At 66.8% G+C, this 22,472-nt stretch carries 24 protein-coding genes and 1 tRNA gene; 15 read left to right on the top strand and 10 right to left on the bottom strand.

The genetic code is table 11. From position 1 onward, the window contains the following. The 5 genes from JOZ79_RS04905 to JOZ79_RS04925 form a co-directional block, all read left to right on the top strand. On the top strand, positions 1 to 1,205 hold a 1,205-nt coding region (locus tag JOZ79_RS04905; protein WP_294071409.1), incomplete at its 5' end, for a 30S ribosomal protein S1. A 129-nt stretch (positions 1,206 to 1,334) separates the two neighbouring features. Next, positions 1,335 to 1,631 (top strand): integration host factor subunit beta, encoded by a 297-nt coding sequence (locus JOZ79_RS04910; protein WP_294071411.1) that lies wholly within the window; start codon positions 1,335 to 1,337, stop codon positions 1,629 to 1,631. Between the two features lie 110 nt (positions 1,632 to 1,741). Continuing rightward, positions 1,742 to 1,827 (top strand) — tRNA-Leu (locus tag JOZ79_RS04915). Between the two features lie 63 nt (positions 1,828 to 1,890). After that, a complete protein-coding gene (locus tag JOZ79_RS04920) occupies positions 1,891 to 3,525 on the top strand; it encodes a GGDEF domain-containing phosphodiesterase (protein WP_294071413.1) in 1,635 nt (544 codons plus the stop codon). A 107-nt stretch (positions 3,526 to 3,632) separates the two neighbouring features. Beyond that, positions 3,633 to 3,866, top strand: a complete 234-nt coding sequence (locus JOZ79_RS04925; RefSeq protein WP_294071415.1) for a hypothetical protein — start codon at positions 3,633 to 3,635, stop codon at positions 3,864 to 3,866. Positions 3,867 to 3,873: 7 nt separating this feature from the next. Here JOZ79_RS04925 and JOZ79_RS04930 read toward each other — a convergent pair whose 3' ends face one another. Next, the gene (locus JOZ79_RS04930) at positions 3,874 to 5,145 is read right to left on the bottom strand and encodes an MFS transporter (protein WP_294071464.1); all 1,272 of its coding nucleotides are present in this window, start codon (positions 5,143 to 5,145) and stop codon (positions 3,874 to 3,876) included. Between the two features lie 92 nt (positions 5,146 to 5,237). On the opposite strand from JOZ79_RS04930, the gene pgsA reads away from it, so the two are divergent. Both pgsA and katG read left to right on the top strand, forming a co-directional pair. Then, positions 5,238 to 5,804, top strand: coding sequence for a CDP-diacylglycerol--glycerol-3-phosphate 3-phosphatidyltransferase (gene pgsA, locus JOZ79_RS04935; RefSeq protein ID WP_294071417.1), 567 nt, complete (start codon positions 5,238 to 5,240; stop codon positions 5,802 to 5,804). A gap of 111 nt (positions 5,805 to 5,915) precedes the next feature. Further along, the gene (gene katG, locus JOZ79_RS04940; protein WP_294071420.1) at positions 5,916 to 8,135 is read left to right on the top strand and encodes a catalase/peroxidase HPI; all 2,220 of its coding nucleotides are present in this window, start codon (positions 5,916 to 5,918) and stop codon (positions 8,133 to 8,135) included. Here katG and JOZ79_RS04945 read toward each other — a convergent pair. Continuing rightward, a complete protein-coding gene (locus tag JOZ79_RS04945) occupies positions 8,132 to 9,085 on the bottom strand; it encodes a hydrogen peroxide-inducible genes activator (protein ID WP_294071423.1) in 954 nt (317 codons plus the stop codon). The genes katG and JOZ79_RS04945 overlap by 4 nt on opposite strands. Positions 9,086 to 9,204: 119 nt before the next feature. On the opposite strand from JOZ79_RS04945, the gene JOZ79_RS04950 reads away from it, so the two are divergent. Together JOZ79_RS04950 and JOZ79_RS04955 are read left to right on the top strand one after the other, a co-directional pair. Further along, positions 9,205 to 9,750, top strand: coding sequence for a peroxiredoxin (locus JOZ79_RS04950; RefSeq protein WP_294071426.1), 546 nt, complete (start codon positions 9,205 to 9,207; stop codon positions 9,748 to 9,750). A 121-nt stretch (positions 9,751 to 9,871) separates the two neighbouring features. Further along, the gene (locus JOZ79_RS04955; protein WP_294071429.1) at positions 9,872 to 10,390 is read left to right on the top strand and encodes a carboxymuconolactone decarboxylase family protein; all 519 of its coding nucleotides are present in this window, start codon (positions 9,872 to 9,874) and stop codon (positions 10,388 to 10,390) included. A 1-nt stretch (position 10,391) separates the two neighbouring features. Here the strand turns inward: JOZ79_RS04955 and JOZ79_RS04960 are convergent, their stop codons facing one another. Then, positions 10,392 to 11,174: a sulfite exporter TauE/SafE family protein gene (locus tag JOZ79_RS04960; RefSeq protein WP_294071467.1), complete on the bottom strand. Its 783-nt coding sequence runs from the start codon at positions 11,172 to 11,174 to the stop codon at positions 10,392 to 10,394. Between the two features lie 186 nt (positions 11,175 to 11,360). Here JOZ79_RS04960 and cysE point away from each other — a divergent pair, with 186 nt between their 5' ends. Continuing rightward, the gene (gene cysE, locus JOZ79_RS04965; RefSeq protein WP_294071431.1) at positions 11,361 to 12,050 is read left to right on the top strand and encodes a serine O-acetyltransferase; all 690 of its coding nucleotides are present in this window, start codon (positions 11,361 to 11,363) and stop codon (positions 12,048 to 12,050) included. Beyond that, a complete protein-coding gene (locus JOZ79_RS04970) occupies positions 12,047 to 12,391 on the top strand; it encodes a DUF2794 domain-containing protein (RefSeq protein ID WP_294071434.1) in 345 nt (114 codons plus the stop codon). The genes cysE and JOZ79_RS04970 overlap by 4 nt, the downstream gene beginning before the upstream one ends. Here JOZ79_RS04970 and JOZ79_RS04975 read toward each other — a convergent pair. The 6 genes from JOZ79_RS04975 to JOZ79_RS05000 all read right to left on the bottom strand — a co-directional run bounded on the left by JOZ79_RS04975 (position 12,369) and on the right by JOZ79_RS05000 (position 17,630). Further along, entirely contained in the window at positions 12,369 to 13,505 is a 1,137-nt protein-coding gene (locus JOZ79_RS04975) for a hypothetical protein (protein ID WP_294071438.1), read from the bottom strand. The two genes, JOZ79_RS04970 and JOZ79_RS04975, sit on opposite strands and share 23 nt — an antisense overlap. 66 nt (positions 13,506 to 13,571) lie before the next feature. Next, positions 13,572 to 13,910, bottom strand: coding sequence for a hypothetical protein (locus JOZ79_RS04980; protein ID WP_294071441.1), 339 nt, complete (start codon positions 13,908 to 13,910; stop codon positions 13,572 to 13,574). A gap of 76 nt (positions 13,911 to 13,986) precedes the next feature. Next, positions 13,987 to 15,090 (bottom strand): NADH:flavin oxidoreductase/NADH oxidase, encoded by a 1,104-nt coding sequence (locus JOZ79_RS04985; protein ID WP_294071444.1) that lies wholly within the window; start codon positions 15,088 to 15,090, stop codon positions 13,987 to 13,989. Positions 15,091 to 15,098: 8 nt separating this feature from the next. Further along, complete coding sequence (locus JOZ79_RS04990; protein WP_294071447.1) at positions 15,099 to 16,094, bottom strand: LLM class flavin-dependent oxidoreductase; 996 nt, start codon at positions 16,092 to 16,094, stop codon at positions 15,099 to 15,101. 43 nt (positions 16,095 to 16,137) lie between these two features. Next, on the bottom strand, positions 16,138 to 16,260 hold the full coding sequence (locus JOZ79_RS04995; protein ID WP_294071450.1) for a hypothetical protein: 123 nt from the start codon (positions 16,258 to 16,260) through the stop codon (positions 16,138 to 16,140). A 38-nt stretch (positions 16,261 to 16,298) separates the two neighbouring features. Next, positions 16,299 to 17,630 carry a serine hydrolase domain-containing protein gene (locus tag JOZ79_RS05000; protein WP_294071469.1) on the bottom strand — a complete coding sequence of 444 codons (1,332 nt, stop codon included), beginning with the start codon at positions 17,628 to 17,630 and terminating at the stop codon, positions 16,299 to 16,301. Positions 17,631 to 17,800: 170 nt separating this feature from the next. On the opposite strand from JOZ79_RS05000, the gene JOZ79_RS05005 reads away from it, so the two are divergent. The 4 genes from JOZ79_RS05005 to JOZ79_RS05020 all read left to right on the top strand — a co-directional run bounded on the left by JOZ79_RS05005 (position 17,801) and on the right by JOZ79_RS05020 (position 21,055). After that, positions 17,801 to 18,091 carry a lipopolysaccharide assembly protein LapA domain-containing protein gene (locus JOZ79_RS05005; protein ID WP_294071453.1) on the top strand — a complete coding sequence of 97 codons (291 nt, stop codon included), beginning with the start codon at positions 17,801 to 17,803 and terminating at the stop codon, positions 18,089 to 18,091. Continuing rightward, positions 18,088 to 18,771, top strand: a complete 684-nt coding sequence (pyrF, locus tag JOZ79_RS05010) for an orotidine-5'-phosphate decarboxylase (protein WP_294071456.1) — start codon at positions 18,088 to 18,090, stop codon at positions 18,769 to 18,771. The genes JOZ79_RS05005 and pyrF overlap by 4 nt, the downstream gene beginning before the upstream one ends. A gap of 15 nt (positions 18,772 to 18,786) precedes the next feature. After that, positions 18,787 to 19,644, top strand: coding sequence for an acetyl-CoA carboxylase, carboxyltransferase subunit beta (accD, locus tag JOZ79_RS05015; RefSeq protein WP_294071459.1), 858 nt, complete (start codon positions 18,787 to 18,789; stop codon positions 19,642 to 19,644). Between the two features lie 115 nt (positions 19,645 to 19,759). Then, positions 19,760 to 21,055 (top strand): folylpolyglutamate synthase/dihydrofolate synthase family protein, encoded by a 1,296-nt coding sequence (locus JOZ79_RS05020; protein WP_294071461.1) that lies wholly within the window; start codon positions 19,760 to 19,762, stop codon positions 21,053 to 21,055. Here the strand turns inward: JOZ79_RS05020 and JOZ79_RS05025 are convergent. After that, positions 21,052 to 22,472 (bottom strand): hypothetical protein (locus tag JOZ79_RS05025; protein ID WP_294071462.1); only part of this gene is annotated, 1,421 nt, incomplete at its 5' end. The genes JOZ79_RS05020 and JOZ79_RS05025 overlap by 4 nt on opposite strands.

The raw sequence follows: 22,472 nt of genomic DNA on the forward strand, positions 1-22,472 counted from the left end.
TGTCGCGCCGCGCGATCCTCGAGGAGACCCGCGCCGAGCAGCGCTCCGGCCTCATCCAGAGCCTTGCCGAGGGCCAGGTCATCGAGGGCGTGGTCAAGAACATCACCGACTACGGCGCATTCGTCGACCTCGGCGGCATCGACGGCCTGCTTCACGTCACCGACATCAGCTACAAGCGCGTCAATCACCCGTCCGAAGTGCTCAACATCGGCGACACGGTGAAGGTGCAGATCATCCGCATCAACCGCGAGACGCAGCGCATCAGCCTCGGCATGAAGCAGCTCGAGAGCGATCCGTGGGAAGGTGCGGCGGCCAAGTATCCGCTGGACGGCGTGTTCCAGGGCCGGGTGACCAACATCACCGAATATGGCGCCTTCGTCGAGCTGGAGCCGGGCATCGAAGGCCTGGTCCACGTCTCGGAAATGAGCTGGACCAAGAAGAACGTCCACCCCGGCAAGATCGTCAGCACCAGCCAGGAAGTCGATGTCAAGGTGCTCGAGGTCGACGAGGAAAAGCGTCGGATTTCGCTTGGTCTCAAGCAGGCCCAGTCGAACCCGTGGGAGGCCTTCGCCGAGGCTCACCCGGTCGGCTCCGTCGTCGAGGGCGAAGTCAAGAATGCGACCGAGTTTGGCCTGTTCGTCGGCCTCGAGGGGGACGTCGATGGCATGGTCCACATGTCCGACATCGCCTGGGGCGTCTCGGGCGAGGAAGCGCTCGCGCTTCACCGCAAGGGCGAGACCGTCCAGGCGCAGGTCCTCGACGTCGATGTCGAGAAGGAGCGCATCAGCCTCGGCATGAAGCAGCTCGAGGGCGGCGGAACGGGCGCCGGCGCTTCGGCGGGCGGCGCAGCGGCGGGCATTGGCGGCGTCAAGAAGGGTGACACGGTCACGGTTACCGTGCGCGCGGTCCAGGATTCGGGCCTCGACGTGCAGGTGGGCGACGACGGCGCGACGGGCTTCCTCAAGCGCACCGACCTTGGCCGCGACCGCGACGAGCAGCGGCCGGAGCGCTTCCAGGTCGGCCAGAAGCTCGATGCGATGGTCATCGGCTTCGACCGGTCGAAGAAGCCGAACTTCTCCGTCAAGGCGCGCCAGATTGCCGAGGAGAAGGAAGCGGTTGCCCAGTACGGCTCGTCCGACAGCGGCGCTTCGCTCGGCGATATTCTTGGCCAGGCGCTCAAGGACGCCCAGAACAAGAAGAAGTAATCCGGAAACTGGACGGTCTTCCCGCTGGAAGGCCGTCCAATTCTGCTTGCGCGCACCAGCGTTTTTTGACAGCCTGAAGGCAACCCGCTGGGCTTAGGGGAGCGCAGCGTTTCGAGCGGGACTATTTCGATGATCCGATCCGAACTTGTTCAGAAGCTGTGCGGCGATTTCCCGGACCTCACCCAGCGCGAGGTCGAGGGCGTGGTCGGCGCGATCTTCGACTCCATCACCGAGCAGCTCTCGCAGGGCGGACGTGTCGAGCTTCGCGGCTTCGGAGCCTTTTCGACGCGCAAGCGCGACGCTCGCGTCGGCCGCAACCCGCGCACCGGCCAATCGGTCGACGTCGATGCCAAGCGCGTGCCCTATTTCAAGCCGGGCAAGGAAATGCGCGACCGGCTGAACTTACAGGAAGTCACCGCGGAATAGGTGGTAGAGCCGTCATGGGAATGAATCCCATGACGTCAGTCCTCGTTTCCGAGGCTGGCCGGCTTTCGCGATCTCTGCGCGCTGCTACACTGCGCTCGGTCGCTCAAGACGCGGACGTGGCGGAACGGTAGACGCTGGGGACTTAAAATCCTCTTCCCGATTGGGAGTGTGGGTTCGATTCCCACCGTCCGCACCATCGCCGACAAAATCTCCATTCCGGTTGGACGGTTTGTTAAGCATCCTGCGCTAACTGCGCGGGGTGGCGAGTGGCGTTGACAATGATGCGGGCAAGGCCGTTTCCCCGCGGCTCGTGAAGGCGCGTCGCGACGCGGTCGTGCTGATCGTCCTTATCGCCGCCGTCATGATGCTGATCTGGAACGGCAGCGCCTTCGTCCACGAAATCACGATCGCCCACGCGGCCCTTGGCCAGGACGTCAGCCTTGCAAGCGCCGCGCTGACTCTCAACGTCGCGCTGATCCTGTTCGGCTGGCGCCGCTACGGCGACCTCCAGCACGAGGCCGAGATGCGCGCGGACGGCGAGCGCCGGGCTGCCTTGCTGGCGACAACCGAGCCGACGACGGGGCTGCTCAATCGCAAGGGCTTTGCCGACAGGGCCGGGGCGCTGTGCGCGAGCTGCGGCTCGGCGACGGCGCAGCTGGTAATCGTGTCGATCCAGATCCACCGCTTCAAGACGGTCAACGACCAGCACGGACACGAAACCGGCGACGCGCTGCTGCGGGAGCTGGCGGCGGCACTGACCGCCAATTTCGACGACAGCTCGGCGGTCGGGCGACTGGCCGCCGACGAGTTCGCGATTGCCGTCATCATGCCCGCCGACGAGATCGAACGTGCGGAGGGGCTCGCGGACGCGGCCCTGCATGGGGTTAGCCGGCCATTTGCGATCGGCGAGCGGATCATCCAGGTCGGCGCTTTCGCCGGCATCGCCGCTGCTCCCGCGGCGCAGACCCGGATTCCCGACCTCCTTCGGCGTGCGGACATCGCCATGGACCATGCCAAGAGCGGCCGGGTCGCGCGGCCGGTCTGGTTCGATGACGGCATGGAGCGGGCGCTGCTCGCTCATGGCGAGATCGAGCAGGGGATCCGCTTCGGCCTGCAGCACGGCCAGTTCGTGCCCTATTTCGAGCCGCAGGTGGACCTTGCAAGCGGCAATATCATCGGCTTCGAAGTGCTCGCCCGCTGGAAGCACCCGCTGTCGGGCTCGGTCGGGCCGGACGTCTTCATCCCGGTTGCCGAGGAAATCGGCTTGATCGGTCAGTTGTCGGAGCAGGTGATCGGCGCGGCGTTGCGGGAGGCGGCCGCCTGGGATCCCACGATCACGATCTCGGTCAACATCTCCCCGTCGCAGTTCGCCGACGGCTGGCTGGCGCATCGGATCGTCCGGCTCCTGACTGAAACGGGCTTTCCCGCCGAGCGGCTCGTGATCGAGGTCACCGAAAGCTCGCTGTTTGCGGACGTCGACCTTGCGCGAAGCATCGTCACCAGCCTGAAGAACCAGGGCGTGCGCCTGGCGCTCGACGACTTCGGCACCGGCTTCTCCTCGCTCGCGCATCTGCGCTCGCTCCCATTCGACGTGATCAAGATTGATCGCAGCTTCCTTTCGGACGTGCACGAGAACCGCGAAAGCATCGCAATCATCCGCGCCGTAACGACGCTCGCCAACGCGCTGTCGGTCCCGGTCTGCATCGAGGGCATCGAGGCCGAGCCTGCGTTCCGGACGGTCATGGGCCTCGGCTGCGAGATCGGACAGGGCTGGTACTTCGGCAAGGCGATGACCGCCGACGATGCCCGCGAGCTCCTGTCCTCGCGCGCCCGGCGGCTGGAGGAAGAGGCGCCCCCGGCCGATTGCAACGACCTCACGGCCGCTCGCTCCTAGGCGATTTTCGTCAGACCCGGTCCAGAATGGTCCCGTTTCTGGACGGCGGGAGCGGGCAACGCTTCGGCGAGTTTTGTACGTGGTAAAAACCGCGTTAAGGATTGTGAATGCCGCTTGTGGGGACAGCGCTTGCAACTGCGGCCTCGGCCGCTCCGAGGACCGTTTTCATTTCACGCCGGATGCCGCGGCTCGACCCGCGCCGCTTTGGCCGTTCGCAAGTCGTCCGAACCAGCGAGCCGGTGCTGCGTGCCTCGCCGGGTACGAGCCTCGGCTCCGCCCTTGGGCTATTCGTGATGACCTTCCTCGCCGGGTTCCTGTTCGTCTCGATCCTGCTCGCCTGAGCAGCGCTCAATCGCAGGCGAGGTGAAGCTTCCAGCCGAGCCAGGCGGAGACGACGCACATCGCGGCGACCAGCACCAGCTGCCCGCCCGGTCCAACGCCAATGCTGCTGAGCGCGAACGCTAGCAATGAGCCGATCACCATCGCGCCGGAGTTGACGATGTTGTTCGCGGCGACAGTACGCGCGGTCTCGGTCTTCGCGACGGTGGTCGTGAGGAACGCATAGAGCGGCACGACGAACATGCCCCCGCTGACCGCGACCCCGAGCAAGGCAATGATCATGAAGCCGGCGGCCGGATGGAAAATGAAATTGCCCAGCGTGGTGAGGCCGGGACCGTGCCTGCCCCAGGACAGCGCGACGAAGTGGAGCATGAGCACGAACAGCCCCATCACCAGCACCGACGCGGGCGCGTAGCGGGCCGACACCTCGCTCTTCAGCAGCCGGTTGATGAGGACCGAGCCGATCGCGATTCCGATCGAGAAGATGGCGATGAACAGGCTCGCCACCTGCTCATTGGCGCCGAGAACGTTCTTCACCAGCGGCGGGAAGATGATGATCAGCACCGCGCCGATCGTCCAGAAGAAGCTGATCGACAGGATCGCGAGGAACAGGCGGCGGATGTGCATCGTGCCGCTGACGAGGGCGACCGATGCCCGGATGATGTGCCGGTCGAAGGCGATCCGCTCGGCCGCGGGTGGCGCGCTCGGCACCTGCCGGCCGGTGAGATAGCCAAGGCCGGCGACTGCGATCGTGATTGCCGCCGCCCAGGCCGGTGTGGACGCAAGAACGCCCGCGAGGATCGTTCCGCCGAGGATGGCGAGGTAGGTGCCGGCCTCGACCAGCCCGGTGCCGCCGAGAACCTCGTCACGGCTCAGATGCTGCGGCAGGATCGCGTATTTGATCGGCCCGAAGAAGGTCGAGTGAATGCCCATCGCGAACACCGCGGCAAGCATCAGGGGGATGCTTGCGAACACGATGCCCGCGCCGCCGAGCGCCATGATCGTGACCTCGGCCAGCTTAATGATGCGGATCAGCCTCGCCTTGTCATGATCGTCGGCAAGCTGTCCCGAAAGGGCGGACAGCAGGAAGAAGGGCAGGATGAACAACCCTTGCGCGATGGCGCTGAACTGGAACTCCTTCGCCGGGTTGGAGAAGAGCTTGTAGGTCACGAACAGGACGACCGCCTGCTTGAACAGGCTGTCGTTGAAGGCGCCGAGGAACTGCGTCGCGAACAACGGCGCGAACCGCCGCGAGCGCAGCAGGTGAGTGATGTTCTGGATCAATTGTCGGGAAATGTCGCTGCCATGGGCTGGGCGCAGGGCATAGCCAGCTTTGCGCGACGCGCCAAACCCTATAGTTCTCCGGGCACGAGATGCTGTCGCTGCCGAACCTTTTGACCCTGTCGCGCATCCTTGCGGTGCCGATCCTGGTGTTCCTGCTGTGGCGCCCGCAGCCGATCGACTATGCGATCACCTTCATCCTCTACTGCATCGTCGCGATCACCGATTATTTCGACGGCTATCTCGCCCGGGCCTGGAACAGCATCTCGAAGCTCGGCCAGTTTCTCGACCCGATTGCCGACAAGATCATGGTCGCGGCGGTGCTGATGATGCTGATCTCCAGCCGCAAGGAAAATCCGGTGCCGGAAATCGCCGGGCTGCACATCATTCCGGCGCTCGTCATCCTGCTTCGCGAGATCATCGTCTCGGGCCTTCGCGAGTTCCTCGGGCCGTTGAACGTGTCGGTCCCGGTGAGTGCGCTCGCCAAATGGAAGACGACGCTGCAGCTCGTGGCGCTCGGCGCTCTGATCCTCGGAGGCGCTCTGCCGAGCCAGCCATGGGTTCATCTCGTCGGCATCGTCACGCTGTGGGCGGCGGCGGCGCTGACTCTGGTGACCGGTTACGACTACCTGCGCATCGGCCTGCGGCACATGGACTGATTTGAGGCAGCGCTTATCGATTCTGCTGTTCTCACTGACCAAGGAATATCGTTTCAGGCGATCCGTCGCCCGGCCTAGGCAGGCGCCGAAGAGAATTGGAGGAGAGCAGCAATGGACGCGAAGACCGGTGATATGGGCTGTCCGGCAGGCAAGCCCGCAAGTGTCCGCGCGCTGCTCGGGCGCACCAACAAGGACTGGTGGCCGGAAATGCTGGCGACCGAGATCCTCAATCCTAACGGCGCGACCAACCCGCTCGGCGCCGACTTCAACTACGCCGAGGCGTTCAAGAAGCTCGACTACCAGGCGCTGAAGACCGATCTCACAGCGCTGATGACCGACAGCCAGCCATGGTGGCCGGCGGATTACGGTCATTACGGCCCCTTCTTCATCCGCATGGCCTGGCACGCGGCCGGCACCTATCGCACCGCGGATGGTCGCGGCGGCGCCAACAGCGGGCAGCAGCGCTTCGCTCCGCTCGACAGCTGGCCGGACAACGGCAACCTCGACAAGGCGCGCCGCCTGCTGTGGCCGATCAAGCAGAAATATGGCGAGAACATCAGCTGGGCGGACCTGTTCATCCTCGCCGGCAACGTTGCGATCGAGAGCATGGGCGGACCGGTCTTCGGGTTCGGCGGCGGCCGTCCCGACGTGTTCGAGCCGGAGCGCGACATCTACTGGGGCTCCGAGGACAAATGGGTGAACGAGGGCGTCCAGACCCGCATCGCACCGGAGCACGGCCTCGCCGAGCTCGAGGGACCGCTCGCGGCGATCCAGATGGGCCTCATCTACGTCAATCCCGAAGGCCCGGGGGGCAACCCCGATCCGCTGCAGTCGGCCCGCGACATCAAGGCGACGTTCGAGCGCATGGCGATGAACCATGAGGAGACGGTCGCCCTGACCGCCGGCGGCCACACGTTCGGCAAGGCGCACGGCAACGGTGACGCGTCGACGCTGGGCAAGGCTCCGTCCGGTGCCGATCTCGCCGCCCAGGGCTTCGGCTGGGTCAGCGGCGAGGAGCATGGCGGCATCGGCGAGCACACCGTCACCAGCGGCATCGAAGGCAGCTGGGTGAACACGCCGACTCAGTGGTCGGAGAATTATTTCCGCCTGCTGCTCGACTATGAGTACGAGCTGGTCCGCTCGCCCGCGGGTGCCCAGCAGTGGCAACCGGTCAACCAGAAGGAAGAGGACAAGGCGCCGGCCGCCTGGGACCCGAACAAGCGCGTCCCGACGATGATGACGACCGCCGACATGGCTCTTCGCGAGGATCCGGAGCTTCGCGCGATCTCGAAGAAGTTCCGCAATGACCACGAGGCGTTCAAGGACGCGTTCGCCCGCGCCTGGTTCAAGCTCTGTCACCGCGACATGGGGCCCAAGGCCCGCTATCTCGGCCCGGAAGTGCCGAAGGAGGACCTGATCTGGCAAGACCCGATTCCGGCCGGCAGCAAGCCGGCCGACGCCGATATCGCGGCCGTGAAGGCGAAGATCGCTGACAGCGGCCTGACTGTCTCGCAGCTGATCAAGACCGCCTGGGCCTCGGCCTCGACCTACCGCAAGTCCGACCATCGCGGCGGGGCCAACGGCGCCCGCATCCGCCTCGCTCCGCAGAAGGACTGGGACGTCAACGAGCCGGCCGAGCTGACGAAGGTGTTGAGCACGCTCGACGGGCTTCGCGGCAACCTCAGCATGGCCGATGCGATCGTGCTCGGCGGTGTCGTCGGGCTCGAGAAGGCGGGGGCTCGCAATGTCCCATTCCTCGGCGGCCGAGGCGACGCGACGGCCGAGCAGACCGACGCCGACAGCTTCGACGTGATGGAGCCGGAGGCCGACGCCTTCCGCAATTATGTTGGCAAGAAGTCGCTCAGCGTGAAGACCGAGGAGATGATGCTAGACCGCGCGTCGCTGCTCGGCCTGTCGGTGCCGGAAATGACGGTTCTGGTCGCCGGCCTGCGCGTGCTCGGCGCCAACCACGGCGAGCGCGGGCACGGCCATTTCACGAAGCGGCCGGGCCAGCTCACCAACGACTTCTTCACGAACCTGCTCGACATGACCAACGTCTGGAAATCGGTCGATGGCTCCAACGACGAGGAGTATGTCGCCACCGACCGCGCCGGCGGCCACGAGAAGTGGCGGGCGACGCGCGCCGACCTGATCTTCGGATCGAATGCGGAGCTTCGCGCAGTGTGTGAGGTCTATGCCCAGAAGGGTGGGCAGGAGAAGTTCGTGACGGACTTCGTCGAAGCCTGGACCAAGGTCATGAATGCGGACCGCTTCGACGTCGACCAGACGGTCAAGGCCGACACGCCGATCGGAGTCGCCGAGCCGGCTTAACTTGGTAGTTCTGTCGGCACCGGAGCCTTGCGCTTCGGTGCCGGCCGCAACTCGGCCATGATGCGCTGCAGCGCGTCGGCGAGAAGGCGGAACTCATTCTCCCGCGCGCTCGACCGGCGCCAGATGAGCGCGATGCGCCGGAAATTATGGTCAGAGCCGAGGGGCCGCGCATCGACGCCGGTGTTGGAGAGGATTCCGGCCTCGATCGCCATGCCCGGCACGAAGGTCAGGCCAAGCCCATTGTCGACCATCTGCACAAGCGTATGCAGCGACGTGCCCATCATCTCGGCATGGGCGCGAAGTTCGGGCCGGTTGCACGCCGCCAGCGCATGGTCCTTGAGGCAATGGCCGTCCTCGAGCAGCAGAAGGCGGCTTTCGTCGATATCGGCCGCGGCGACCGCCTGCGCGTCCGGCGCTTCGCCGCTCGGATAGGCAATGTAAAGCGGATCATCGAACAGCACGACGCTGTCGACCTCGCCGCAGTTGAATGGCAGCGCGAGCAGGACGCAGTCGAGTTGCCCGCGCGAAAGAGCGGTGCAGGCGGCGTTGCTCGTTTCTTCACGCAGGTAGAGCTTGAGCTCCGGCCACTGCGCGCGCAGCCGCGGGAGCATCGTCGGCAGAAGGAAGGGCGCGATCGTCGGAATGACGCCCATGCGCAGCTCGCCATGCAGCGGCCGGCCCTGCGCCCGGGCCATTTCGGCAAGCTCCTCGGTCTCGCGAAGCACCGCGACCGCCTTGTCGGCCATCTTCTCGCCGAGCGGAGTGAAGCGGACCACCCGTCGGGTGCGCTCGACCAGGGTCAGGCCAAGCGAGGTCTCGAGTTCGCGAAGGCCGGCCGACAGCGTCGACTGGGTAACGAAACAGGCCTCGGCGGCTTTGCCGAAGTGACCGAAGCGGCGCAGCGCGACGAGATATTGCAGCTGCTTGATCGTCGGAAGATGCACGACCATCTGATCGAATATTCCAATAACTGGAAGCCGTATAATCAACTTGAACGATGTAAGCCAGCCGCCTAGATGCGTCTTTATTCGCTACGCTGCATTGCAGCAGAACAGGAGACGACCTCTACATGCTTACCGTTGGTGACAAGCTTCCCTCTCTCACCCTTTCGGTCCAGCAGGGCACCTCGGCGCTGCCTTCCGGCGAGACGATCGATCTTGGCGAGACCAACGGCAAGTGGAAGGTCCTGTTCTACTGGCCGAAGGACTTCACCTTCGTCTGCCCGACCGAGATCGTCGGCTATGGCGAGCTGAAGGGCGATTTCGAGGATCGTGATGCGGTCCTGATCGGCGCTTCGACCGACACCGCCCACGTCCACTTCGCATGGCGCCGCTCCGATGAGGAACTGGCCAAGGCCGACTTCCCGTGGATCGCCGACAACAAGAAGGAATTGGCGGACGCGCTGGGGATCGTCGACCAGGCCGAGGGCGTCGCCTTCCGCGCGACCTTCATCGTCGATCCGGACAACGTCATCCAGCACGTCACGGTCAATGGCCTCAACGTCGGCCGCAACCCGGCCGAGGCGCTGCGCGTGCTCGACGCCCTTCAGACGGACGAGTTGTGCCCTTGCAACTGGACGCCGGGCGACGAGGTGCTGAAGCCTCAGGCCGCGTAACCAGCTTCTTCCGCCCCGGCGGGAGGACAAGCAGCAGCTTCGCCCCCTTGGAGCTTGCTGTGCCGGGGGCGGGTTTATTCCCCTAAGCCTGCCCCCGTTTTGTATCCGGAGACCCAAACCCATGTCGCTCAAGCAATTCGCGGAGTCTCTGCCTGATTACGCGAAGGACATCCGCCTCAACCTGGGCTCGATCCTCAGCGACCAGCTGATCGGCGAGGAGCGCAAGCTCGGGCTCCTGCTCGCCTGCGCCCATGGCTCAGGGTACCGGCCGCTCGTCGCGGCGGCGGAGGCGGAGGTTGCGGGTCGTCTTGGCGACACGCAGGCCAATGCGGCTCGGGGCGCTGCGGCGGTGATGGCGATGAACAACGTCTATTATCGCTTCGTCCACCTCACCTCGAACCCGGAATACGGCAAGCTGCCGGCGCGGCTTCGAATGAATTTCATCGGCCAGCACGGTATCGCCAGGGATGACTTCGAGCTCTTCAGCCTGGCGGTTTCGGCAATGAACGGCTGCGGCATGTGCATCGACAGCCACGAGCGCGTGCTTCTGGAGCATGGCGTGAAGCCCGACACGATCCAGGCTGCGGTCCGCATCGCCGCCGTCATGAAGGCGGTGGCGACGGTTCACGCAACGCTCTGACTCAGCCGGTCAGCATCTTCAGCGCGACCACGAACAGGGTGATCGCAAGCACGATCCTCAGCAGCGTATCGGACACCTTGTTCGCAAGCAGGCTGCCGACGATGATCCCGGGGATCGAGCCGATGAGCAGCCCCACCATCAGGATCAGGTCGACCGATCCCATCAGCCAATGGCCGATGCCGGCAATCAGGGTCAGCGGCACGGCATGCGCGATGTCGCTGCCGGCGATCCGGGCAACCGGCAGGCGCGGGTAGAGCATCAGCAGCACCGTGGTCCCGAGCGCTCCGGCGCCGACCGAGGTCAGCGATACCAGGACACCGAGGACTGCGCCGAGCAGGATCGTCCACCCGGAGATGCCGCGAGCGGTCGCCTGGTCTGCGCGCGGTCCCGCCCAGCGCAGGAACAGCGGACGGAACAGGATCGACACGCTGGTGAGCACGAGGACGACGCCGAGCAGCAGCGTGAGCTCACCGGTGACCTGGCTCGCCAGGGCGCCGAAGTGGGCCATGGAGAACAAGGTCAAGATCGCCGCCGGCACGCTTCCGCAGGCAAGCGCCGTGACGATCTTCCAGTCGACCGACTTGCGCGTTCCGTGGACCGCGGTCCCGACCGTCTTTGTCACCGACGCGTAGAGCAGGTCGGTGCCGACCGCCGTCGCGGGATGGAAGTTGAACAGGAGCACCAGGATCGGCGTCATCAGCGACCCGCCGCCGACGCCGGTCATTCCCACCAGCATGCCGACAAACAGCCCGGCAAGCGAGTAGAGCGGATTATAATGTGAGATTGCCGTTCCCCCTCGATCGGACGATTAGTCGGCGTTTCGGAAAGACGCCGGCCGGTCGTCCCAGTCACGGGATGTGCCGAACGGCTGTTGCGGAAGCAAGCCGCTCGTGCCGGTCAAGTCGCCGCGCGCTGGTATTTGCCCCGGCTGGCACCTAGATTGACGGTGTAACGACAAGAAGGTGCTCCTTTGCAGTCTGGGCTGATCGCCTATCTCGATTCCGTCAAGTCCCGTGATCCGGCGGCGCGCTCAAGATGGGACGTTTTGTTCTATCCGGGCGTCTGGGCGCTTGGGCTGCATCGCGTCGCCCACTGGCTGTGGGAGGGCCGGCTGTACCTGCTGGCGCGGCTGGTCAATCATTTCGCGCGCTTCCTGACGGCGATCGACATCCACCCGGGCGCGAAGATCGGCAAGCGCTTCTTCCTCGACCACGGGTTCAGCGTGCTGGGCGAGACCGCCGACATCGGCGACGACGTCACCATCTACCAGAGCGTAACGCTTGGCGGCACCAACCCGTCGACCGGCGCCGGCGGCAAGCGCCACCCGACGCTTCGCAACGGCGTCGTCATCGGATCGGGCGCGCAGGTGCTCGGCCCGATCGAGCTCGGCGAGGGCGCGCGGGTCGGCGCCAATGCGGTGGTGACCAAGGACGTGCCCCCGGGCGTAACGGTGGTCGGGATCCCGGCCCGCGCGGTGCCGCTCGACGCGGTCCATTACAGCCCCGGCTTCATCCCCTACGGAACGCCGTTCGGCGAGGACGTCGATCCGGTGCGCGCTCGCATCGGCGAGCTCGAGCATGAGCTTGCCGAGCTTCGCAAGGAAATCGCCGCGCTTCGGGCGGGCGCCCGGCAGCAGACGACGAAGGCGAAGTCCGCTTGAGTGTGATTGCGCCGTTTCCGTCTCCGGCGGATCGGCATCCCATCGTCGCCTTCGACCGCAAGGAGCTGATGCGCATCCTCGACCTCTATGGCCGCATGGTCGCCGCCGGGCATTGGCGCGACTATGCGATGCGGTTCGAGGCCGACGTCGCCGTCTTCGCCGCTCACCGTCGCCATTCGGAGCGGCCCGAGGTGCGCATAGAAAAACGCCCCGCGCTTCGGTTGAAGCAGGGGGCGTTCTCCCTGGTCGGCGAACAGGGTCAGCTGCTCAAGCGGGGCCACGACCTCGGCGGCGTGCTGGCCCCGCTCGAGCGGCGGCTCATGCGGCTGGTTGGGCCGTGACCGCGATCCGGTCGAGGTTCGGCAGCCGCTCCTGAAGCCCTGCCGGCAAAGCGGCGACGACCAGGCGCCGGGCCTGGTGCCAGAAGGCCGACAGCAGCAGAAGCGCGGAGCCGATCACGAGCGCCGTCAGCGCTACGTTGAGCTCGACCGCGCCGAACTGCTTGAACAGCTCGGTCAGCGCATAGAGCACATAGGCCAGCGCGGAGACCAGAAGCGCGCGACGGTCGACGGCGAGCGCAGTGATCCCGAACACGACATAAAGCGCGACGACCATCAATGCCTCGCCCATGCCGACCGTGCCGCTGGTGAGGCCGAGCAGGGCGAAGATCGGATGGGCGATCATCGGCGCGGCCAGCAGGTGAAGCCAGAAGGCGACGTCCGAGCGGCGGGTGATCCGCGCGCGGTCCGACGCGTCCCACCACATTGCGAACAGGAACATGCCGACCCCAAGCAGCAGGACGAACCCGAGGATGATGTTCTTGGCGGCCTCGCTGTCGGCCGGCCGGACGATCGCGATCACGATCGCGACGAACAGGGCGGCAACCGCGGCTGCCCCCGCGGCGACCGTGATCGGCACATGGAAACGGCGCCAGTGAAGCCAGGCGGCGGCGGCCGCAACGGCGGCGCTGACGGCTCCTACGGTCGCCGGCAGAAGCTGCGACGGATTGTTGTTGAACTGCGCGGCTCCGATCACCTGCACCAGCAGGAAGCCGGTCGCCGCCAGTGTGCCGCCCACGAAGGCAAGCAACAGCAGGATCGAGGGTAGCGCCATCCGCCGTCTCGCGGTGAAGAACAGGGCCAGCGACCAGGCGGTGCCGGCCACCGCTAGCGGCGCAAGGAAGCTCGGGCCCCAGCCGCCGCTGCCGCTCGTGTCGTGGATTGCAAGCCCGATCGCCTGGCCGATCGACTGGCCGATCCAGCCGACCGCGAACAGGAGGATCGCGGCCGCGATCGAGACGAAGATGTCGTTGAATCCGGTGAGCAGCCGGAACTGCTCCTCGTCCGGGATTGCAATCGATCGCTGGCGCTCGACGTGGGCGCGCAGGGCATCGGCGGCGGCGCTGCTGATCGCACCCGCGCTGACCGCGTCGTCTAGCTCTTGCTGGGAATACATGTGGGCTCCTCCTGTGCCGGCAGGATAAGTCTAGTGTATTACATAGTCAATACAGCAACGCGCTCGCTAGTGCCTGGCGCGGCGCCGGGCGTCGTTGGCGACCGCGCGGCTGAGCCTTTCATTGTGGATGCAATGGTCGAATCCGACCCAGTCGACCCGGCCGTACGCGCGCCGGGCATTGCGGTTGCAGAGCTGGATTCGCCACGCCGCGGGCTTCGTCTGGCGGACATAGCCGACCGCGTGCGCCATCGCCTTGCGCTGCATCGTCATGCATTGGTCGTCCCAGCGGCAGGCGAGCCCGATGTTGAGGAACGCGGCATCGCCGAGCGGCGCAGCGGTGGCTCCCGGCGGAGCGGCAAGGCTCCACAAGATCAGCGCCGGCGTGGCAGCTGCGGTCCACTTCATGCCGGCGTGAATGCCAAAGGCCGCCCTTTATCGCAATATTTCAACGGTCGGCGGGCGTCCCCGACCGGGAATGACCTCAGCCGCCGATGTCGAACAGGTGCCGGTGCTGGCGTGGCTGGGATCGGAGGTACTGCGGCGGAGCCTTGACCTGTCCGCCCAGTTCCGCGGCCGCGTGCCACGGCCACCGCGGATCGTAAAGCATGCCGCGAGCGAGCGCGACGACGTCCGCATCACCGGTGCCGATGATCGCTTCGGCCTGCTCGAAGCCGGTGATCAGCCCGACCGCGACGACCGGGATTCCGACCGCCTGCTTGACCGCCCGGGCGAGCGGCACCTGGTAATTGGGGCCGACTGGGATTGCCTGGCGATGGTCGAGGCCGCCACTTGAGACGTGGATCGCAGCGCAGCCGCGGGCTTCCAGTTCGCGCGCGAAGGCGATGGTCTGTGCAACGTCCCAGCCGCCCTCCACCCAATCGGTCGCGGAAAGCCGCATCGTCACCGGCTTGTCGGCCGGGAACACCGCGCGGACCGCGTCGAACACTTCCAGCGGGAAGCGCATCCGGTTCTCGAGGCTGCCGCCGAATTCGTCGGTCCGGCGGTTCGACAGCGGCGACAGGAACTGATGGAGGAGATAGCCGTGCGCGCCGTGCAGCTGGACTGCGGCAAGGTCGAGGCGTGCGGCGCGTCGGGCGGCATCGGCGAAAGCGTTGCGGATGCGCTTCAGGCCGGCGCGGTCGAGCTCGACCGGCGGGTTTTCGTCCTCGAGAAAGGGGAGCGGGGAGGGCGCGAGGGTCTGCCAGCCGTTCTCTGTGTTCGGCGCGATCTGCTTGCCGCCGAGCCATGGCTTGTCGGTCGACGCCTTGCGGCCGGCATGGCCAAGCTGGATCGCGATCGGCATGTCCGACCACCGCCGGACGCTCTCCAGCACCCGGGCCATCGCTGCCTCATTCTCGTCCGAGTAAAGGCCGGTGTCACCCCAGCTGATTCGGCCTTCCGGCGTCACCGCCGTCGCCTCGATCGTCAGCAGCGCCGCGCCGGAGAGGGCGAGGTGACCGAGGTGGATCGTGTGCCAGTCGGTCATGCAGCCGTCCTCGGCCGAATATTGGCACATCGGTGCAATGACGATGCGGTTGCGAAGATGGAGGCCGCCGACGTCGAGCGGGCTGAACAGAGCGGACATGAACTTCCTTATGCGACGGGGGAGGGCTGGCGGACGGCGTCCACCAGGAGCTCGTAGGAGCGGATTCGTGCGGACTGGTCGAAGATCTGCGAGGTGACCATCAGCTCGTCGGCGCCGGTCCTCGCGACGAAGGCCTCGACTTCGCGGGCGACCGTCTCCGGGCTGCCGATCGCCGAGCAGCTGAGAAAGTCGCCGAGCATCGCCCGCGCCTCCAGCGGCAGGCTGCCGGCATAGCCGGCCCGCGGCGGCGGCAGCTGCATCGGCTGGCCGGTGCGAAGAGCGACGACCGCCTGCTGGACCGAGGTCGAGAGCAGCTGCGCCTCCTCGTCCGTATCGGCGGCAAAGACATTGAAGCCGAGCATGACATGGGGTCTGTCGAGTTGCTCCGACGGCTGGAACCGCTCGCAATACACGCGGATCGCCTCCATCATCATCTGCGGCGCGAAGTGCGAGGCGAAGGCGTAGGGCAGGCCGAGCATCGCCGCCAGTTGCGCGCCGTAGAGGCTGGAGCCCAAAATCCACAGCGGCACATCGCAGCCCTCGCCGGGAATGGCGCGGACGCGGCCGTTGCTGCCTTTGAAATAGCCCATCAGCTCGACGACGTCGTTCGGAAACTGGTCGGCGTCGCTGCCGAGGCTTCGCCGGAGGGCATAAGCGGTCGCCTGGTCGCTGCCCGGCGCACGCCCGAGCCCAAGGTCTATCCGGCCGGGATAGAGCGACGCCAGCGTCCCGAACTGCTCGGCGATGGTCAGCGGCGCATGGTTGGGCAGCATGATGCCGCCCGCGCCGATGCGAATGGTGCTTGTCTCGGACCCGACGAAGGCCAGCGCGACGGCGGTCGCGGCGCTGGCGATACCCGGCATCGAATGATGCTCGGCCATCCAGAAACGGGTGTAGCCGAGGCACTCCGCGGCTTTCGCCAGCTCGGCGCTGGCCCGAAGTGACCGACCGGCGTCGCCGCCCTCAACGATCGGCGACAGGTCGAGCACGGACAGCGGGATCATGCCCCGCGAGATGGGCGTCCGGACAGGTTTTTCAACGCCACCCTTATGGCTTTCGGCGAACCGCCCAGACGAAGGCGGACAGCGAGCTGATCAGCGCGGCGAGGGCGATCAGCAAAGCGGGATCGATAAGGACCATGGGGTGCGACTCCGGACGGATCGCAGCCATTGTTCCCTATATGTTCCCTATGCGCAATAGGAAAATACCTATCCGGCCCGGCTTGCCGGGTGCCGCGGCTCGACCCGTGCAACCGTCGGCGCGTCCTCGTCGCTCTGCGTGTCCGGAGCCCCAGGGCGCGCCGGCCCGCTGTCGACCTGCAGCCAGTCGCGGAACGGCAGGTGGTAGATCTGGTCCATCACTTCGAACTCAAGCCCGCCCGGCTGCCAGGTGTCGCTGTTCCACAGCGCGACGACGCCGCTTTTCAGCTGCGGATCGAACAGGATCAGCGAGCGATAGCCCTTGATGCCGCCGCGGTGGCCGACGATCCGGTGCCCGGCGTAATCATAGCTGCGCCAGCCAAGCCCGTACCAGGCGGTGCCGAGCCGCTCCAGGAACTTGCGCATCCGGCCGCGCTCGCCCGGAGTCACGACCAGCGGCGCGTGGATGGTGTCGAGCACGCGGCCATCGATGACGTCCGGCATCTCCCCCATCTGCGCTTCCATCCACAGCGCCATGTCCTTGATGTTGGTGTTGATCCCGGCGGCACCCGGCACCTTGTAATAGGTATCGACCATCGGCCACGGACGCCGCCCGGCGCTGTGCGGACGGGCCCAGCTGGCGTTCGATTCCAGCCCCTCCATCGACACGCTGCCGCTCGTCATGCCGATCGGGTTGAACAGATAGCGCTTGACCGCCTGCTCATAGGGCAGTCCCGTGGTCCGCGAGACGATCTCGCTCGACGCGTCATAAGCGACATTCTGGTAGGACCAGCAGGTGCCGGGCGCGCAGACCGCGTCGAGCTGGGCAAGGCTGCGGCGAAGCATGCTCGGGTCGCCGCCGTCCTCCAGCTTGTCGGCATAGGCGTCGCGATAGAGGCCGAGCCGGTGCGACAGGAGGTCGATCACGTTGGCCTTGTACTCGTTGCCGTTGGGTAGCTTCAGGTCCGGCGCATATTCCCCGACGGGGGCGTTGAGGTCGATCTTGCCCTGCTCGGCGAGCTTCGCGACCATCGTCGCGGCCAGGCCCTTGGAGCAGGACGCCCAGCGGAACACCGTCGCCGGCGTGACCGGCTCGCCCGACCCCTCGAGCGTGGTTCCATAGCCCTTGAGGAACGTGATCCGCCCATTCTCGACGACTCCGACGGCCATGCCGACCATCGACGGCTTGGTCATCAGCCGCTGCAGCCTCTGGTCGAGCATCGCATAGTCGATGTCGCGGCGGGCCTCGGGCGAGACGGCGGCGAGGCGGAGATGCGCCTGGACGACTTCGGGCGACTGGCCGGGCACGGGCTGCGGCGTGCTGGCGGTCGGGCGGCTCGCGAACAAGGCGGCGACGCCCACGAGCGCAAGCGCGCCAACCCCGATCTTGGCCGATGTCATCAAGCTGATTGTCTCCCGTCCCCCGCGCTTCCTGTGGCGGCTGCGGCCAAATGCCTCAACGCTTTGCTCCCGCGCCCTGCGGTGAAGCGACTCTGAGGCGCGACGAACGTCGGCCGCGCTGGCCATGCGCGGACGGGTCCCCTAAAGGCGCCGCAGGAGCGTAGTGCCGAATGCAATTCCTCAAGACCCTGTTCTGGGTTCTCCTCGCGGTGCTGGTGGCCCTGTTCGCCTGGACGAACTGGACGCCGGTGACGATCAACCTGTGGACGGACATCCAGGCGGAGACCAAGCTTCCCTTGCTGGTTCTCGCCGGCTTCGTCGTCGGCTGGCTGCCGACCTGGCTGGTGATGCGGGCCCGGCTGTGGACGCTGCGGCGGCGAATCGACGCGTTCGACCGCCAGCGCGCGGCGCCAGTCGCTGCGCCGGCGCTCTCCGAGCCGGAGCGGGAGCCGTTGCAGTGAAGCCGATCTTCGTCGCCATCGACACGCCCGACCTCGAGCGCGCGCTAGGTCTCGCCCGCGCAGTTCGCGGCCATGCCGGCGGTCTGAAGCTCGGCCTCGAGTTTTTCTCCGCCAATGGTCCCGAGGGCGTCAGGCGGCTTGGCGAGGCCGGCCTGCCGATCTTTCTCGACCTGAAGCTCCATGACATCCCGAACACGGTCGCCAAGGCGGTCGAGGCCCTGGCACCGCTGCGACCAGCCGTGCTGACCGTCCATGCCGCAGGCGGGCGGGCGATGCTCGAGGCGGCGAAGGCCGCGGCTCCGGCGGAGACCAGGGTTGTCGCAGTGACGGTGCTGACCAGCCTCGACGCCGAGGACCTCGACGCGCTCGGCTATCGCGACGCCCCGGCCGACCAGGTCGTGCGTTTTGCCGACCTTGCCCGGAGCGCGGGCGTCGACGGCATCGTCTGCTCCGGAGCGGAAGTGGGCGCAGCCTCGGCGCGCTGGCCGGGCGGCTTCTTCGTCGTCCCCGGCGTTCGTCCCGCAGGCGGGGAGGCCGGCGACCAGAAACGGGTCGTCACGCCCGACGCGGCATTGGACGCAGGAGCCTCGATCCTTGTGATCGGCCGGCCTATCACCGCCGCCGCCGATCCTGCCCAGGCGATCGCGGACGTTGCCGCGACGCTTGCAACCACCGCATAACCCAAGGACCTGACGATGAGCTGGCTCAGCCGAGTGAGAAGCGGAATCCCGTTCCTGCCCAAGCGGCAGACGGCCGAGAACCTCTGGCACAAGTGCGGCAAGTGCGGGACGATGATCTTCACCAAGGAATGGGAAGAGAATTACAACGTCTGCCCGCGCTGCGACTTCCATGACCGGATCGGGCCGGAGAAGCGCTTCCAGCAGCTGTTCGACGCCGCCGAATATGAGGTCCTGCCGCCGCCCGACGTGCGCGAGGACCCGCTCAAGTTCCGCGACAGCAAGCGCTACGCCGAGCGGCTGAAGACTGCGCGATCCGCGACCGGCGAGCGCGACGCGCTGATCAATGCGCGGGGGCGGATCGAGGGGCAAGCGGCGATCGTCGGAGTCCAGGACTTCGCCTTCATGGCGGGCTCGATGGGCACGGCGGTCGGCGCGGCGCTGGTTGCCGGCGTCAATGCCGCGATCGCCGAGCGCTGTCCCTACATCCTGTTCACCGCCGCGGGCGGCGCCCGGATGCAGGAGGGCATCCTCAGCCTGATGCAGATGCCGCGCAGCACGGTGGCGCTCGATCAGCTGCGGGAGGCCGGCCTGCCCTACATCGTCGTCCTCACCGATCCGACGACGGGCGGAGTCACCGCATCCTACGCCATGCTGGGCGACGTTCAGCTGGCGGAGCCCGGTGCGCTGATCGGCTTCGCCGGCCAGCGCGTGATCGAGCAGACCATCCGCGAAAAATTGCCGGAAGGGTTCCAGCGCGCCGAATATCTGCTCGAGCACGGGATGATCGATATGGTCGTTCCGAGGAGCGAGCTGAAGCAGCGGCTGGCGGCCCTGATCGGCTACCTCGCGCCCGAGGTGGAGGAGGCCGCTTGACACCCCCCCTCCCGCTGGCGGGAGGGGGCCGGGGGGAGGGCTTGTCGCGACCTCCACAGGCCCTCCCCTTCGCCGCTGCGCGGCTCTTCCCCTCCCGCGAGCGGGAGGGGATTTAATGGATTTCGCCCGCTCCTCGCACCCCGACGTGCAGGCCCAGCTCGACCGGCTCGCTACCCTGTCGCCCGCCGGCGACCGGCTCGGCCTCGACCGCATTCACGTGCTTCTCGATCGGCTCGGCCGTCCGCAGGACCGCCTCCCGCCAGTATTCCATGTCGCTGGCACCAACGGCAAGGGCTCGACCTGCGCCTTCCTCCGCGCCGCGCTGCAGGCCGCTGGCTACAGCGTCCACGTCTTCACCAGCCCGCACCTGGTCCGCTTCAACGAGCGGATCCGGATCGCCGACCGGCTGATCGACGACGAGGAGCTCGCCGCCCTGCTCGCCGAAGTGATCGACGCCGGCACGGGCATCGAACCGAGCTTCTTCGAGGTCGCGACCGCCGCCGCCCTCCTCGCTTTTGCGCGAAATCCGGCCGATGCCTGCATCCTCGAGGTCGGCCTCGGCGGCCGGCTCGACGCGACCAACGTGGTGGAGAAGCCGCTCATCACCGGCATTGCCAACCTCGCCCTCGACCACCAGCAATTCCTCGGCAACCGCCTGCCCGACATCGCTGCCGAGAAAGCGGCGATCGGGAAGCCGGGCGTGCCGATGGTCACCCAATTGTACCCGCCCGCGGTCGGAGTGCGAGTCGGCGACGTCGCCGGCCGGCTCGGCGCCAAATGGCTGCCGCGCGGCGCCAATTGGGATGCGATCGTCAGCGCCGGCAAGCTCCGCTACCGCGACCGCAAGGGCGCGCTTGCACTGCCGATCCCGAGGCTCCGCGGCCGCCACCAGGCAATGAACGCGGCGCTCGCCGTGGCGATGCTCCGTCATCAGGACCGGCTGAAGGTGCCGACCGCGGCGATCGTCGCGGCGATGGGCTGGGCCGACTGGCCGGCGCGGCTTCAAATCCTCGCGCATGGTCCGCTGGTGGGCGATCGCGAGGTCTGGCTCGACGGCGGCCACAATCCCTCGGCGGGCCGCCAGATCGCGTCCTTCGCGCGCCGCGCCTTCGCGGACGGCAAGCCGCTGCACATGGTCTTCGCGAGCCTTGCGACCAAGGACCCGTCGGGCATGCTGCAGCCGTTCCGCGGCGTTGCGGCCCACGTCCACGCGGTGCCGATCCCCGACCATGCCTGCTTCGCGCCAAGCGAGTTGGTCGAAATCGCCGGTGAACTGGGGTTCCCGGCCGACCCTCACGACGACGTCGCGGACGCGCTGGCTGCGGTCCCGGCCGACGCACGCGTCCTGATCTTCGGCTCGCTCTACCTCGCGGGCAGCGTGCTCGCCGCCAACGCGCAGGTACCCGACTAGGCCTCGGCCCGAACGACCTTTGGCGCTGTGCCAGCCTCCACGCGCGCTCGCCGCTCCTGAGACGCGACTCGCGCCCATTCCAGCAGCACGAACAGCACGGCGACGAGGCCGGCCGCCGCAGTCCAGCGGAACACCAGGGGATAGCCATATTTGTCGAACGCTTCGCCGGCGACGCCTCGACCCAGAGAGCCGACCAGGAACGTCAGCGACGACAACAGCGCGTACTGGACCGCGGTGAACTTCTTGCTGACAATGCCCGAAAGGTAAGCAACGAAGGCGGTGAGCGCGATGCCGGTCGCGATATTCTCGTAACAGATGGCGATCAGCAGCCGGACCATGCGCTCGTCACTACCGAGCGCCGCGCCAAGGGCGTCGATGCGCAGCAGGTGCGCGAAGGCGTCGATGTTGCGCCCGCCCTCGGCCAAGTCGGCGTAGAGCAGGTTGCCGAGCGGCGTCACGCAGGCGCCGATCAGCACGGTCGGGAAGCGGCCGATCCTGCTGAACAGATAGCCGCCGAGACTGATGCCGATCATCGTCATGAAGATGCCGAAGACCTTGGACGCGAAGGCGACCTGGTCCTTCGTGTAGTGCATGAAGTCGAGGTAGAAGGGGAAGGCGAAGCTCGACCAGATGTTGTAGCAAAGCGCGTAGGTCAGGATGAAGCCGATGATGATGAGGACGCCCCAGCCGAGGCGCTCCGACAGTTCGGCGAGTGGCGAGACGAGCGCCCCGTAGATATGGTTCATCGCCGCCCGGCCGGTGGACACGGTCGGGTGCGCGTCACGTTGGACGCCCTGGCCGTGTGCCTTGAGCCAGTTGACGCCGGCGGCGACAGCGAGTGGCACGAACACCGTCGCGATGATGATCCACGGGCCGACATGGCTGGTGAAGTCGGCGACCGACGGCGGCTTCTGCCCCGGTGCCTGGGCGGCGAGCATCGCCACCATGAAGCGGGCGAGGGTGACGATTGCCCACAGCCAGCACAGGCCAACGACCGCGAGCGCGGCGAAGCGCACCGACGGCTTGACCGCACCGGCTTCCTCGAGGGCGTCGGCGGCGGCATCGCGCGGCTCGCGCCTGGTGTCCGGCGCGGTCAGCGCGACTGCGATCATGCCGAGCATCAGCGCGGCCATGACGAAATAGACCGTCCCCCACGGCAACCGCGCGGCGAGGAACAGCGCAAAGGCGCCGCCGACGATGGACGCAATGCGATAGCCAAACTGATAGATGGCTGAGAGCAGTTCGACGGGCGCAGCCTCGTCGGCGACGTCGATTCGCCAGGCGTCGACGGCGATGTCCTGCGTCGCCGAGGCCAAAGCCGCCAGCACCGCGAACAAAGCGAAGGTGCCGATGTCCGCGGCCGGGTTGGTCGCGGCGAGGCCGGCGAAACCGGCGATCAGCAGGCCTTGGCACAGGA

It is taken from the genome of Sphingomonas sp. (assembly GCF_019242355.1).
GTDB lineage: Bacteria > Pseudomonadota > Alphaproteobacteria > Sphingomonadales > Sphingomonadaceae > Sphingomicrobium.